At 39.3% G+C, this 14738-nt stretch carries 9 protein-coding genes; 8 read left to right on the top strand and 1 reads right to left on the bottom strand.

What is annotated here, in order from left to right; translation table 11 throughout:
• The first annotated feature begins 24 nt into the window (after window positions 1-24).
• The 7 genes from uvrB to whiA all read left to right on the top strand — a co-directional run bounded on the left by uvrB (window position 25) and on the right by whiA (window position 10201).
• Window positions 25-2016 carry an excinuclease ABC subunit UvrB gene (uvrB, locus tag IGI44_RS09315; RefSeq protein ID WP_438787486.1) on the top strand — a complete coding sequence of 664 codons (1992 nt, stop codon included), beginning with the start codon at window positions 25-27 and terminating at the stop codon, window positions 2014-2016.
• Between the two features lie 140 nt (window positions 2017-2156).
• On the top strand, window positions 2157-4979 hold the full coding sequence (uvrA, locus tag IGI44_RS09310; RefSeq protein ID WP_438787485.1) for an excinuclease ABC subunit UvrA: 2823 nt from the start codon (window positions 2157-2159) through the stop codon (window positions 4977-4979).
• A 101-nt stretch (window positions 4980-5080) separates the two neighbouring features.
• Entirely contained in the window at window positions 5081-6337 is a 1257-nt protein-coding gene (locus tag IGI44_RS09305) for a carboxylate--amine ligase (RefSeq protein ID WP_438787484.1), read from the top strand.
• Between the two features lie 2 nt (window positions 6338-6339).
• Window positions 6340-7053, top strand: a complete 714-nt coding sequence (locus tag IGI44_RS09300; RefSeq protein ID WP_438787483.1) for an amino acid racemase — start codon at window positions 6340-6342, stop codon at window positions 7051-7053.
• A gap of 302 nt (window positions 7054-7355) precedes the next feature.
• The gene (gene rapZ / locus IGI44_RS09295; RefSeq protein ID WP_438787482.1) at window positions 7356-8243 is read left to right on the top strand and encodes an RNase adapter RapZ; all 888 of its coding nucleotides are present in this window, start codon (window positions 7356-7358) and stop codon (window positions 8241-8243) included.
• Complete coding sequence (locus IGI44_RS09290) at window positions 8240-9238, top strand: gluconeogenesis factor YvcK family protein (RefSeq protein ID WP_438787481.1); 999 nt, start codon at window positions 8240-8242, stop codon at window positions 9236-9238. The genes rapZ and IGI44_RS09290 overlap by 4 nt, the downstream gene beginning before the upstream one ends.
• Window positions 9239-9265: 27 nt before the next feature.
• A complete protein-coding gene (whiA, locus tag IGI44_RS09285) occupies window positions 9266-10201 on the top strand; it encodes a DNA-binding protein WhiA (RefSeq protein WP_438787480.1) in 936 nt (311 codons plus the stop codon).
• Window positions 10202-10221: 20 nt separating this feature from the next.
• On the opposite strand, the gene IGI44_RS09280 is transcribed toward whiA, so the two are convergent.
• Complete coding sequence (locus IGI44_RS09280; protein ID WP_438787479.1) at window positions 10222-10737, bottom strand: thioredoxin domain-containing protein; 516 nt, start codon at window positions 10735-10737, stop codon at window positions 10222-10224.
• Window positions 10738-11028: 291 nt separating this feature from the next.
• Between IGI44_RS09280 and nifJ the strand changes: the two genes are divergently transcribed.
• Complete coding sequence (gene nifJ, locus IGI44_RS09275; RefSeq protein WP_438787478.1) at window positions 11029-14700, top strand: pyruvate:ferredoxin (flavodoxin) oxidoreductase; 3672 nt, start codon at window positions 11029-11031, stop codon at window positions 14698-14700.
• Window positions 14701-14738: the final 38 nt, after the last annotated feature.

Raw genomic sequence — 14738 nt, 5'->3', positions numbered from 1 at the left:
TAATAGAAAAAGGGGGATTTTTGTATGATTGAAAGAGTAACGGACAACACGTTCGATCTTCATTCAAAATATCAGCCTGCTGGCGATCAGCCTGAGGCCATCAAACAACTAGCCGAAGGAATCGTCGATGGAAAAAAAGCACAAATACTATTAGGAGCCACCGGTACCGGGAAAACATACACAATTTCTAATGTCATCAAGGAAGTCAATAAACCAACCCTCATAATTGCTCACAATAAGACATTGGCAGGGCAATTATATGGTGAGTTTAAAGAATTCTTTCCTAACAATGCGGTGGAGTATTTTGTTAGTTACTATGATTATTATCAACCTGAGGCATATGTGCCATCTAGTGATACTTATATTGAGAAGGATTCAAGTATCAATGACGAAATCGATAAGCTGCGTCACTCGGCAACAAGTGCGTTATTAGAACGAAATGATGTGATTGTAGTTGCATCAGTATCTTGTATCTTCGGTTTAGGTTCTCCGAAGGAATACTTAGAGCAAGTAGTCTCATTACGAGTAGGAATGGAGATGGATCGAAACCAGCTGTTGAGGAACTTGATTGATATTCAATTTGAGCGAAACGATATTGATTTCCAACGTGGCCGTTTTCGCGTTCGTGGTGATGTAGTGGAAATATTCCCCGCATCACGGGACGAACGTGCTTTACGCGTGGAGTTTTTTGGCGATGAAATCGAACGGATTCGTGAAGTTGATGCATTAACTGGCGAAATTACTGGCGAAACTGAGCATGTTGCGATCTTCCCGGCGACACATTTCTTAACAAATGAAGGACATATGGAAGTAGCCATCAGCAATATCCAAAAGGAACTTGAAGAACGATTAGACGTATTGCGTAGTGAGAATAAACTTCTGGAAGCCCAACGATTGGAACAGCGAACAAATTATGATATTGAAATGCTGCGTGAAATGGGCTATACGTCAGGAATTGAAAACTACTCTCGACATATGGACGGTCGTAAAGAAGGTGAACCACCGTACACACTGATTGACTTCTTTCCTGAAGATTTCTTACTTGTAGTTGATGAATCACATGTGACGATGCCGCAAGTTCGCGGAATGTACAACGGTGACCGGGCTCGGAAGCAAATGCTGGTCGATTACGGATTCCGTTTACCATCTGCTTTAGATAATCGGCCGTTACAATTGAAAGAATTTGAAGAACGTGTTAATCAAATCGTCTATGTTTCAGCAACACCAGGTCCATATGAACACGAAGAAACAGACACAGTAGTTGAACAAATTATTCGTCCAACTGGTTTGTTAGATCCAGTTATTGAAGTGCGGCCAATTATGGGGCAAATTGATGATCTTGTTGGAGAAATCAATGAACGTTCTGAACGAAATGAGCGTGTATTTGTCACGACTTTAACTAAGAAAATGTCAGAGGACTTAACGGACTACTTCAAAGAATTAGGGATTAAGGTTAAGTATCTGCACAGTGACATCAAAACGCTGGAACGGACGGAAATTATTCGTGATTTGCGGTTAGGAAAATTTGATGTTCTTGTAGGAATTAATTTACTGCGGGAAGGGTTGGATGTACCAGAAGTTTCCTTGGTTGCCATCCTAGACGCGGATAAGGAAGGTTTCCTGCGTAGTGAACGATCACTTGTTCAAACGATTGGGCGAGCTGCACGTAATTCTGAAGGTAAAGTAATTATGTATGCTGACAAGGTGACGGATTCGATGCAACGAGCGATGGATGAGACCTCACGTCGACGCAGTATTCAAGAGCAGTATAATGAAGAACATGGAATCGTTCCAAAGACAATCATTAAAGAAATTCGTGATTTAATTTCAATTAGCAAAGTCGCAGAAAATACTGAAACATATGATGCAACTTCATTTGAAGAGTTGTCTAAATCAGAACGAAAAGAACTGATTGCCAAAATGGAAGACGAAATGCGAGAAGCGGCTAAAACCCTTGATTTTGAAACTGCTGCCACTTTAAGAGATACTATTTTAGAATTAAAAGCGGCAGAATAGACAAACTTAATCAGTAAGAGTATTCTAATTAAACTTTGCTCAGGCAACTACTTTTTTCAATTAAAACTAGTTGCCTAGTAAATATAAGAGATAATTGTTAAGAAGAGCAACACAGTAAAACAATGAAATAGGAGATATAAATGGCGAATGATAAGATAGTTATTCATGGAGCGCGTGCTCATAATTTGAAAAACGTAGATGTTACGATTCCTCGTGACAAAATGGTGGTTGTTACTGGTTTATCTGGTTCTGGGAAGAGTTCATTGGCTTTCGATACATTATACGCTGAAGGACAACGTCGTTATGTGGAAAGTCTGTCTGCCTATGCCCGTCAATTTTTGGGTCAAATGGACAAACCAGACGTTGATAGTATTGATGGATTAAGTCCTGCAATCTCGATTGACCAAAAAACGACAAGTAAAAATCCTCGGTCAACGGTAGGAACTGTAACTGAGATTAACGATTATTTGCGGTTGCTCTATGCTCGAGTAGGTCATCCAATCTGTCCCAATGATCATATCGAGATCACTTCACAGTCAGTAGAGCAGATGGTTGATAAAGTTTTAGAATTACCTGAACGAACAAAAATTCAAATCTTAGCACCAGTTGTGGCTAAGAAAAAAGGGCAGCATAAAAAAGTCTTTGAAATGATTCAGCGTGAGGGTTATGTTCGTATGCGGGTCGATGGTGAACTGTATGATGTAACAGAGGCTCCCGAATTAACCAAAAATAAAAAGCATGATATTGAAATTATTGTGGACCGAATTGTCGTAAAAGATGGCATCCGTTCGCGCTTGTTTGATTCATTTGAAGCGGCTTTGCGTTTAGCAGAAGGTTATGCGATTGTTGACGTGATTGGCGAAAAGGAAATGCTCTTTAGTGAACATTACGCTTGTCCATATTGTGGTTTTACTGTGGGTGAGCTTGAACCTCGTCTATTCTCATTCAACGCACCATTTGGCGCATGTCCAGACTGTGATGGCTTAGGAGTTAAGCTTGAAGTCGACATGGACCTGGTAATTCCAGATCAAAGCAAAACTTTACGCGAAGGAGCATTGATTCCTTGGAATCCGATTAGTTCTCAATACTATCCACAAATGTTGGAGCAAGCATGTTTGAGCTTTGGAATTGATATGGATACACCCTTTGAGGACCTACCTAAAGAACATCAAGACATCATTTTGAATGGTTCAAATGGTGAAAATTTCCACTTCCATTATGAAAATGACTTCGGTGGAGTACGGGATGTAGAAGTTCCTTTTGAGGGAATTATCAATAATATTAATCGTCGTTACGCCGAAACAAATAGCGACTTTACTCGAGATCAAATGCGATTGTATATGACAGAATTAACGTGTCAAACCTGTCATGGCTATCGGTTGAATCCACAGGCCTTATCGGTTCAGATTAATGAAACGAACATTGGACAAGTGAGTGAAGATTCCATCAATAGTGCACTAGAATTTTTCGAGACAGTTGCTTTGAGTGAGCAAGAAAAAGTTATTGCAAAGCCAATATTGAAGGAAATCAAAGATCGCTTAAGCTTTCTGCGAAATGTTGGTTTAGATTACCTGACCTTAAGTCGTGCTTCTGGCACCTTATCTGGAGGAGAAGCCCAACGGATTCGATTAGCGACCCAAATTGGTTCAAATTTGTCTGGGGTCCTTTATATTTTGGATGAGCCTTCAATCGGATTGCATCAACGTGACAATGATCGTTTAATCGAATCCTTGAAGAAAATGCGTGACCTTGGAAATACGTTGATCGTTGTTGAACATGATGAAGATACTATGCGGGCTGCCGATTATCTGATTGATGTTGGTCCAGGAGCAGGAGACCAAGGTGGCGAAATCGTTGCTGCTGGCACACCAAAAGAGGTTGAAAAGAATCCTAAATCTTTAACTGGTCAGTACCTGTCAGGTAAACGGGAAATTGCCGTACCCAAAGAACGTCGTAAAGGAAATGGCAAGAAGATTAAAGTTACGGGAGCTGCTGAAAATAATTTAAAAAATATTGATGCTGAATTTCCATTAGGTAAATTCGTTGCGGTTACGGGAGTTTCTGGTTCAGGGAAATCTACCCTAGTTAACCAGATTTTGAAGAAAGCTCTCGCTCAAAAGCTTAACCGTAATTCAAATAAGCCAGGAAAATTCAAGAAAATTACTGGGTACAATAATATTGAAAAGTTAGTTGATATTGATCAAAGTCCGATCGGTCGTACGCCAAGAAGTAATCCAGCAACCTATACGAGTGTATTCGATGATATTCGTGATTTATTTGCTCAAACAAATGAAGCAAAGATTCGTGGTTATAAGAAAGGTCGATTCAGTTTTAACGTTAAAGGCGGACGCTGTGAAGCCTGTCGCGGAGACGGGATTATTAAGATTGAAATGCATTTCTTACCTGATGTTTATGTACCATGTGAAGTTTGTCATGGCAAACGCTACAACTCAGAAACGTTGGAAGTTCATTATAAAGGTAAGAATATTGCAGATATCTTAGAAATGACCGTGGAGGATGCGGTCGAGTTCTTTAAGCATATTCCTAAAATTCATCGCAAACTACAAACGATCGTGGATGTCGGTTTAGGTTACGTTACAATGGGGCAACCGGCTACTACATTATCTGGTGGTGAAGCACAGCGGATGAAACTTGCCAGCGAACTGCATAAGAATTCGAATGGGAAGAATTTTTATATTTTGGATGAGCCTACTACTGGTTTGCATACAGATGATATTGCTCGCCTATTGAAGGTACTTGAACGTTTTGTTGATGCTGGTAATACAGTTCTTGTAATTGAGCACAACTTAGACGTAATTAAGTCGGCAGACTATGTGATTGATTTAGGTCCAGAAGGCGGCGATGGTGGCGGTACTATTTTGGCAACAGGAACACCGGAAGAAATTGCTGAAGTTCCAGAGAGTTACACGGGTCATTATTTAAAACGTGTCCTTAAAAAATAAATAACTGATAAAGCTTGATGCAGGTGAAGGATTCTCCTTTGCTTGCATTTTTCTTTATGGTATGATTATCGTTGATTTAGAATGAGAAGGTGTAAGAAAATATGAATGAAAAACAAAAGTTTGTACCGATCTTATTAGGGAGCGACATCAATGTCTATGGGATGGCTCGTTCATTCCATGAAGCTTATGGAATCGTTTCTGAAGCTTATGCTGGCTTACAGTTGGCACCGACAAAATACAGTAAAATCGTGAATGTCCATGTTGTACCAGGTTTTGACAAAGACCCTGTCTTCATGGAGAAAATGCGCGAATTAGGGAAAAATACCTATAATGATCCTGACACAAAATATCTGCTGATTGCCTGCGGGGATGGCTATGCAGAATTGGTTTCACAACACAAGGAAGAGCTTTCTGAATGGTTTATTTGCCCTTATATTGATTTTGACTTATTGCAACGTTTAATCAGTAAAGTAAGCTTCTATGAAATCTGTGAAAAGTATGATCTGCCTTATCCTAAAACCTTCATTGTCACAGAAGACATGCTGGAAGCTGGAAAATTGAAACAAGATTTGCCATTTGCTTTTCCAGTAGCTTTGAAGCCAGCTAATAGTGTGGAGTGGTTATCCATCGATTTTGAAGGACGTAAAAAAGCTTTCATTTTGGATACTCGTGATGAATTTGATACGATTATCGAACGAATTTATCATGCTGGATACACAAGCGAAATGATCGCCCAAGATTTTATCCCAGGTGATGACAGTAATATGCGGGTTTTGAATGCGTATGTTGACCAAAATCATCAAGTTAGAATGATGTGTTTAGGACACCCGTTACTAGAAGATCCTTCTCCTGAAGCGATTGGAAATTACGTGGCGATCATGCCTGAATACAATGAAAAAATTTACCAGACCATCAAAGGCTTTTTGGAAAAAATTAATTATACAGGTTTTGCAAATTTCGATATGAAATATGACCCGAGAGATGGGGAATATAAGTTATTCGAAATTAATCTGCGTCAAGGGCGTAGTAGTTTCTTTGTGACATTGAACGGCTTCAACCTAGCTCAATATGTAACGGAGGATCGTGTTTTTGAGAAACCTTTTAATGAAACAATTTACGGTAAAGCCGAACCAGCTAATTCTAAATTGTGGATGGGGGTTCCTAAGGGTGTATTTGAGAAATATGCTCGTAATAACGCCGATAAAGAGAAAGCACTTGGTATGATTAAGAATAATCAATGGGGAACGACGGTCTTTTACAAGAAGGACATGTCCTTGATGCGCTGGATTTTGATGAAATATATGTTTAGCCAGTACAAAGGACGTTTTGACTTATTCTTTAAAGAGAAAGAAGGATAAACATGGAGAATTTCTTCAGCATACTCGGTGGTATGGGAACAATGGCCACAGAGAGTTTCATTCGAATTCTTAATCAGAGAACTCAAGCACATAACGATCAAGAATATTTGAACTATGTAATGTTTAATCACGCGACAGTGCCGGATCGGACGGCCTATATTTTAAACAATCAAGCGGCGAATCCATTACCGTTTCTATTAGACGATATCGAGAAGCAAAATTTACTACAACCAGATTTTATCGTATTGACCTGCAATACGGCTCATTACTTTTTCGATCAATTACAAGGGGCAACCAAGATTCCGTTATTGCATATGCCACGAGAAGCTGTTAATGAGGTAACGAAATATCATCAAGCAGGAGAAAAAATCGCTGTTTTGGCTACTGCGGGAACAATGACGGCTAAAGTTTATCAAAGTGAACTAGAGGCTAAAGGCTATGAAGTTCTTGTTCCTGAAAAAGAACTTCAAGATAAGGTCAATCATTTGATTTACCATGATGTAAAAGAAAACGACTTTATCAATAGTGATTTGTACTTGGAAATTCTCTCAGATGTTTTTGAAAAAAATCAGTGTCAAAATGCGATTTTAGGGTGCACAGAGCTTTCTCTAGTTCAAGAGCTGACAGATGAAGTTCCTTATCCAGTGATCGATGCGCAGTCTATTCTAGCAGACCGTACAATTGAATTAGCTTTAAAAAATAGATCTTCCAAATAGGAAGATCTATTTTTGCAACTACGCATATTATGAATCGTTAAAGAATGACAAAAAAGTAGCAAAGACACGCCTGGAATGTTATAATTTCTAAGAAGGCAAAGGAATTTGCCTTTTTTTAACGCATAGAGTAAAAATATTTGTGCTTAATCGAACTAAAGGCTTTCATTTTAGGAAAAGTCTGAAAATTATTTAGACTTACGTGGTTCGGGTTAACAATTTTTTTCAATAATAGAAAAGTAAACATTGTAAAATGACTTAAGACTTAAAAAGAAGTCGGTTAAATTGAGAAAGGAGTGACACAAATGACTGAGAGTTTACATTTAGTTGTCATTACTGGTATGAGTGGTGCGGGGAAAACCGTAGCAATTCAAAGCTTCGAGGATATGGGCTATTTTTGTGTGGATAATATGCCACCTGGATTAATTCCAAAATTTTGGGAATTGATTCGAGAATCAGGAAAGGTAACGAAAATTGCCCTTGTAGTAGATTTGCGTTCCCGTTCGTTTTTCGAAGATATTCAAAAAATGTTAGTAGAAATTGAAAATACTGGCTTTATTGATACCAGTATTCTATTTTTGGACTGTTCTGATGAGGAGTTAGTTTCTCGATATAAAGAGACTCGACGTGCCCATCCACTTGCAATGGAAGGGATGATCACAGAAGGAATCCGTAAGGAACGAGCAATTTTAGAAGATCTAAAAAATCGTGCAACCTTAATGATTGATACAACAGATTTAACTCCGCGTCAATTACGAGAAAAAATCAATCAATCATTTAAACAACAAGATGATGTAGGCTTCCATGTGGAGGTGGTGTCTTTTGGCTTCAAATATGGGCTTCCAATTGATGCAGATATTGTCATGGATGTCCGTTTCTTGCCAAATCCCCATTACATCCCAGAATTACGTCCGCAAACAGGACTAGATAAACCTGTATATGATTATGTTATGTCATTTCCTGAAACAGAAAGTTTTTATGCAAATTTTGTTCGGTTGATTATGGATATTTTACCTGGCTATATCAAAGAAGGTAAAAGCTCGCTTACGATTGCTATTGGTTGCACCGGCGGACAGCATCGTTCAGTTGCGTTGACGGAACGAGTAGGAAAAGCGATTAAGGAAGCAAATTACAAAGTTAACATCACTCATCGTGATAAGGATAAGCGGAAAGAGACGGTGAATCGTTCATGAAAATGAAAACATATCGTATCCGTAAACCGAAGATTGTCGTCATAGGTGGGGGAACTGGTCTTCCTGTTATTTTAAAGAGTTTGCGAAATCAAAGTGCAGATATTACTGCTGTTGTAACGGTAGCTGATGATGGGGGAAGCAGTGGAGAGTTACGTGATTCCATCGACATGGCTCCGCCTGGGGATCTTAGAAATGTCTTGGCAGCATTATCAGATATGCCCAAGCTTTATGAAGATCTATTTCAGTATCGTTTTCATGAAAGTGATAAGTTTTTAGCAAACCATACGATTGGGAACCTGCTGATTGCAGCTTTGTCAGAAATGCGCAACAGTACTTATGAAGCAATTCAATTACTTTCAATGATGATGCACGTAGACGGACATATTTATCCCTCTTCAGAGACACCATTAGTGTTACATGCAGATTTTGATGATGGAACAAGTGCAGTAGGCGAGTCCAAAATCGCTCTGGATCGTAAAACTATCGAAAAAGTTTATGTCACTGATAAAAGTGGAGAAAAGGCTGTTCATGCAGCTCGTAAAGTTGTGAATGCAATCAATGAAGCAGATATGGTCGTTCTAGGCCCGGGCTCATTGTTTACCAGCATTCTACCCAATTTGATGATTGAAGAAATAGGCGAAGCTGTTCGGACAACGAACGCAGAAGTAGTCTATATTTGTAATATCATGACGCAAAAAGGTGAGACAGAGCACTTCAGTGATGCGGATCATATTCGTGTTTTACACAAGCATCTCGAAAGTAAGTTTATCAATACTGTATTAGTTAATACAGAGCACGTACCAGAAGGTTACATGGATCCTGAAATTTACGATGAATATCTAGTTCAAGTGACTCACGATTTCAATGGCTTACGTGAAGAGGGATGTCGTGTCGTTTCGACAGATTTTCTAAAATTACGTGATGGCGGCGTCTTCCATGATGGTGACAAAGTTGTTGATGAACTGTTCCGAATTGTTTTCGGTGCAAAAATTTAAATAAAGTAGGAGTAAGGAGGGCTCGCCATGTCTTTTGCAGCAGAAGTAAAGAAAGAGTTAACGGGTCTGGCGGTCCAAAAAAATCTTGCGCAAGCTGAGCTAGCCGCTTTGATACGAATGAATGGTTCACTTAGTCTGAATAATCATCAATTTGTCCTAAATGTTCAGACGGAAAATGCCGCAATTGCACGACGGATTTTTACGTTACTAAAGGAACATTACGGTGTACGCAGCGAACTGCTGGTACGGCGCAAAATGAAATTGAAGAAAAACAATGTTTATATCGTGCGTCTGAAACAAGAAACTCAGAAAATACTATTAGACTTAGATATCATGGATGGCGCGATGTTTCAATCGCATATTTCTCAAGAAATCAAGCAATCAGAGAAGAAAACGCGAGCGTATTTAAGAGGAGCTTTTTTAGCTTCTGGCTCCGTCAATAATCCTGAAACTAGCCGTTATCACTTGGAGATTTCATCAATCTATGAAGAGCACAATCAAGATATTTGCGACTTGCTCAATCAATTTGATTTAAACGCTCGCACATTAGAGCGTAGGAATGGGTATATCACATATCTAAAGGGTGCCGAAAAAATCGCTGACTTTTTAACGCTTATCGGTGCAACGAATTCAATGTTGAAATTTGAAGATGTTCGAATTGTGAGGGATATGCGGAATTCAGTTAATCGACTAGTAAATTGCGAGACTGCCAATATGAATAAAACGATCGATGCCGCATCTAAACAAATTGAAAATATCCATTTTATCGAAGCGACTGTTGGTCTGCAATCTTTACCGGAAAAGTTGCAGGAAATTGCAGAATTACGAATTCAAAATCCAGAAATCAGCTTAAAGGAATTAGGAGAAATGATTCCTTCCGGTGCAATTTCTAAATCAGGAATCAATCACCGAATCCGTAAAATCAATGATTTTGCTGATAATTTACGCAAAAAAACCGTTTGAAATCCAAACGGTTTTTTTGTTTACTCAGCAATGTAGGCTTTTAATGTGGCTGAGTCAATCGACTCATCAAAAATATGTTCGCCTAAAACAATGGTAGGCACAAATTTAATATTGGCTTGCTCCGCTTCGTTGCGAATTTCACTTTGCAAGTTATGATTGGCTTGCTGAGTAAAATGTAATGTTTGTTCAGCATATTTAGCAACAGCTTCTAAGTCTAACTCTTGCCAACTTTCTTGTGTTTCAAATGCTTGCTGAATTTGGATTAAAGCTCTTTGTGGATCAGCGCTGATGTATTCATGCATAATGTTGCCTCGTTGCAAACTAATTTTGTCTTTATCTAATAATTTGATAATACGTTGAACTTTTCCTTCTGCGACTGCTTGATCCAAGAATTCATAAGATTCTTCAAACCATTGTTTGCAGTAGGGGCAACGAAGGTTGATAAACTCGATTAATCGTTTTGGTGCGTTATCCGATCCGATTTTGATCCCATTAAAGTCGTTAACTAAATTACCTTTAATAACTGAAATATCCATGAGAAGACACATCCTTTCATCTCTTAGTGTACAGAATATTTATAAGAATACAAATTCTTTTCATATAAATAAGTTAAAAAGACTGAAACTCTTATTTGAAATTAAGGTATGTTAGTTTATAATAAATCCGTTGTTATAGAAATTCTAAAGTCATCATCTCATAAGAGCGAATAATCGTATTCAAAATAGCAAAGAGAATGTTAATCAAGAATCTATTAGAAGGACAATAAAATGTTATGTTGTTTTTCTACAATAGAAGTAACAATAGTTATTAAAAGAGGGAGAAAAGTTATGCGCAAGAAAAAAACGATGGATGGGAATACAGCGGCTGCATACATTTCATATGGATTCACAGAGTTGGCTGCAATTTACCCGATCACTCCTAGCTCAACCATGGCTGAACTTGTGGATCAATGGGCTTCACAAGGAAAGAAAAATATATTTGGGCAACCCGTATCTATTACTGAAATGCAATCTGAGGCAGGGGCTGCCGGCGTTGTACATGGGGCATTAAAAACGGGTGCCTTGACCACAACTTATACTGCTTCCCAAGGTTTATTACTCATGATTCCAAATATGTATAAGATTGCTGGCGAATTGTTACCAGGTGTTTTTCATGTTGCGAGTCGTGCGGTTACAACAAACGCTTTAAATATTTTTGGAGATCACGGGGATGTCATGGCCGCTCGTCAAACGGGATTTGCAATGCTTCAGGAAAGCAGCGTACAAGAGGTAATGGATCTATCAGCGGTCGCTCATTTAGCAGCGATTGAAGGAAGTCTTCCATTTATGAACTTTTTTGATGGCTTTCGAACAAGCCATGAGATTCAAAAAGTGGAGGTGCTTGATTATGAAGAACTAGCACCGCTGATTGATCAAGAAAAATTGAAAGCTTTCCGCAAACGCAGTATGAATCCCAATCATCCAACCATCAGCGGGACAAACCAAAATCCGGATGTCCATTTTCAACAACGGGAAACGGTCAATCGGTATTATGATGAACTGCCAGCAATCGTTCAGAAGTATATGTTTGAGATCAACAAACTACGCGGAACAAACTATGACTTAGTGACCTACTATGGCGTAGAAGATGCCGAAGAAGTGATTGTAGCGATGGGGTCCGTTGCGCAAACAATTGAACAAACTGTTGACCATTTAAATAAGAATGGGCGCAAGGTCGGTTTTCTGAATATTCATTTGTATCGTCCATTTCCAACTGAGAACTTTTTGGAAAAATTACCTAGTACTGTTAAATCAATTGCCGTGTTGGATCGATCGAAGGAACCTGGGGCTGATGGAGAACCACTCTTATTGGATGTTCAAGGCGTCATGTACGAGGCGGATATTCGCCCGAAAATTATTGGTGGTCGATTTGGTTTAGGTTCAAAAGATGTAACTCCAGATCAAATCATTGCAGTTTATGATGAGTTGAAAAAAGATAAACAAGAGGCTAAAAAACGTTTTACAATCGGGATTGTTGATGATGTAACACATATGTCATTAGAAACTAAAGGAATTGTTGATCTCACGAATCCTAAGACCTTTCAGGCAAAATTTTGGGGATTTGGATCAGATGGAACTGTTGGAGCCAACAAATCTGCGATTAAGATTATTGGTGATCATACAGATAAATATGCTCAAGGTTATTTTAGCTATGACTCAAAGAAATCAGGCGGACTAACCGTCTCTCATTTACGTTTTGGCGATACTCCGATCCGTTCGACGTATCTTGTTGAGAGCGCGGATTTTATTGCTTGCCATACGCCTGCTTATATTCATACGTATGATCTATTGAAGGGGTTGAAGCCGGGGGGAATCTTCCTGATGAATACCATGTGGAATGATCAACAGATCGAAAGATTGCTTCCCGCGAAGATGAAACGGTATATCGCTGAAAATGATATCGAATTTTATACCATTAATGCCGCGAAATTGGCTATGGATGTCGGTCTAGGATCACGAATAAATACTGTGATGCAAACGGCGTTCTTCCGCTTAACAGGCATTATTCCATTTAATGAAGTATTGGATATTCTAAAAATGGAGGCAGATAAAAATTACCGTCGTAAGTCATTAGAGATTGTCGAGAAGAATATCGCTGCGATTGAACAAACGGTTGAATTGCTGCATCAAGTTCAAGTGCCAGAAAGCTGGCTTCAAGTGGAAGTTCCGGAAAAGGTTAGAAGAAAAGAGGTTTCTCAATATGTAGAACAAATTGTAGAGCCTATTAATTCGCAACAAGGAAATGACCTGACTGTGAATGATTTAGTAGTCAATGGCATGACGGATGGGACTATTCCGACCGGTACTACAAAATATGAAAAACGTGGTGTGGCTTTAGAGGTCCCACATTGGATCAGTGATCGCTGCACTATGTGTAATGAATGCTCCTTTGTTTGTCCGCATGCTGCAATTCGACCGTTCTTAGCGGACGAGGAAGAAATGGAAGAGGCACCAGAAGGGTATATTGTAAGGGAGATGCGTGGCGCTGACGGTCTGAAATACCGGATTCAAGTTTCTGTTGAGGATTGTACTGGTTGTGGCTTATGCGTCGAAGCTTGCCCAGCTAAGGGAAAAGCATTGGTTATGAAACCATATGAAGAAGAAAAGGAACAGGCGATCAACTGGGCATTTTCAATGACTCTGAAACAAAAGGCAAATCCTGCAAAAACAAATTCCGTTTTAGGCTCTCAATTTAATCAACCATTACTTGAATTTTCAGGGGCTTGTGCAGGCTGCGGAGAAACACCTTACGTAAAATTAATGACACAAATGTTTGGTGATCGTATGATGATTGCGAATGCAACTGGATGTTCGTCCATTTGGGGTGCAGCAGCTCCAGTCAGTCCTTATACGACAAATGAAAAAGGTCAAGGACCCGCTTGGTCAAACTCGTTATTTGAAGATAATGCTGAGTACGGATACGGGATGTTTCTAGCAAATCAGACACGGCGTAAAGAGCTTGCTGATAAAATTAATGATGTGTTAGACATCGTTTCAGATGATTTACGCGAGCTAATGGAAGACTGGATGGATCATATGTTTGAGTCAGAAGGTACACAGCAAAGAGCTACAAAACTGACTGCGGCACTTGAATCGACCGATTTATCTGATCCAAGGCTTGTAGATATTTATGAGAACCGTGACTTATTTGTAAAAACCAGTCAGTGGATGTTTGGTGGCGATGGCTGGGCGTATGATATTGGCTTCGGCGGAATTGATCATATCTTGGCTAGTGGCGCAGATGTGAATATTTTAGTGATGGATAATGAAGTGTATTCAAACACAGGTGGACAAACATCTAAAGCAACTCCAGCTTCTGCTATCGCAAAATTCTCCGCAGGTGGTAAATACCAGTCTAAAAAAGATTTGGGAATGATGGCAATGACATACGGGAATGTCTATGTTGCTCAAATCGCCTCCGGAGCAAACCAAATGCAAACAATTAAAGCGCTAGAGGAAGCAGAAAAATTCCCTGGACCATCTCTTGTCATTGCATACACGCCTTGTATCAATCATGGCCTGCGTGGTGGGATGAGCAAAACTCTCCAAGAAGCAAAAGATGCTGTCAATTCAGGCTATTGGTCATTGTATCGATACAATCCTTTGCAACGTGAAAAAGGAAAGAATCCCATGACGTTAGATTACAAGAAACCAAACTTCGATGAGATGATTGGTTTCATGAAACAGCAAACGCGTTTTTCCGCGTTGGAAAGAATTCAACCGGATGATGCACAGCGTCTATACCAAAAAACGGTCAACGATGCAGAAACACGTTTTTATAACTATGCTCGGTTAGCAGGACAGGAAGAAAAAATTCGTGCAAAATTGACTGGAACGAAGGCTGAGGATAATGAGAAAAAGATTAATGAAAGGGTAAAACGCGAACGGAAAGTAGATCCAGAAGCGGAAGCTCGGCGTGCTGCACGTAGAGCAGCACGAGCTGAAAAATTAAAAAAATAAATAATTTTGAGAGTCTTAGTTTGCTAAGGCTCTCTCTT

This window comes from Enterococcus sp. DIV0756, assembly GCF_051710745.1.
Taxonomy (GTDB): Bacteria; Bacillota; Bacilli; order Lactobacillales; family Enterococcaceae; genus Enterococcus_A.
Note: the sequence above shows the minus strand (reverse complement) of the source record. Positions and strands in the feature narration are given on the sequence as shown.

What these genes read in the sequence shown, in the direction of transcription:
- uvrB (WP_438787486.1), top strand. Translation starts at nt 25, where the DNA reads ATGATTGAAAGAGTAACGGACAACACGTTCGATCTTCATTCAAAATAT.
- uvrA (WP_438787485.1), top strand. Translation starts at nt 2,157, where the DNA reads ATGGCGAATGATAAGATAGTTATTCATGGAGCGCGTGCTCATAATTTG.
- IGI44_RS09305 (WP_438787484.1), top strand. Translation starts at nt 5,081, where the DNA reads ATGAATGAAAAACAAAAGTTTGTACCGATCTTATTAGGGAGCGACATC.
- IGI44_RS09300 (WP_438787483.1), top strand. Translation starts at nt 6,340, where the DNA reads ATGGAGAATTTCTTCAGCATACTCGGTGGTATGGGAACAATGGCCACA.
- rapZ (WP_438787482.1), top strand. Translation starts at nt 7,356, where the DNA reads ATGACTGAGAGTTTACATTTAGTTGTCATTACTGGTATGAGTGGTGCG.
- IGI44_RS09290 (WP_438787481.1), top strand. Translation starts at nt 8,240, where the DNA reads ATGAAAATGAAAACATATCGTATCCGTAAACCGAAGATTGTCGTCATA.
- whiA (WP_438787480.1), top strand. Translation starts at nt 9,266, where the DNA reads ATGTCTTTTGCAGCAGAAGTAAAGAAAGAGTTAACGGGTCTGGCGGTC.
- IGI44_RS09280 (WP_438787479.1), bottom strand. Translation starts at nt 10,737, where the DNA reads ATGGATATTTCAGTTATTAAAGGTAATTTAGTTAACGACTTTAATGGG.
- nifJ (WP_438787478.1), top strand. Translation starts at nt 11,029, where the DNA reads ATGCGCAAGAAAAAAACGATGGATGGGAATACAGCGGCTGCATACATT.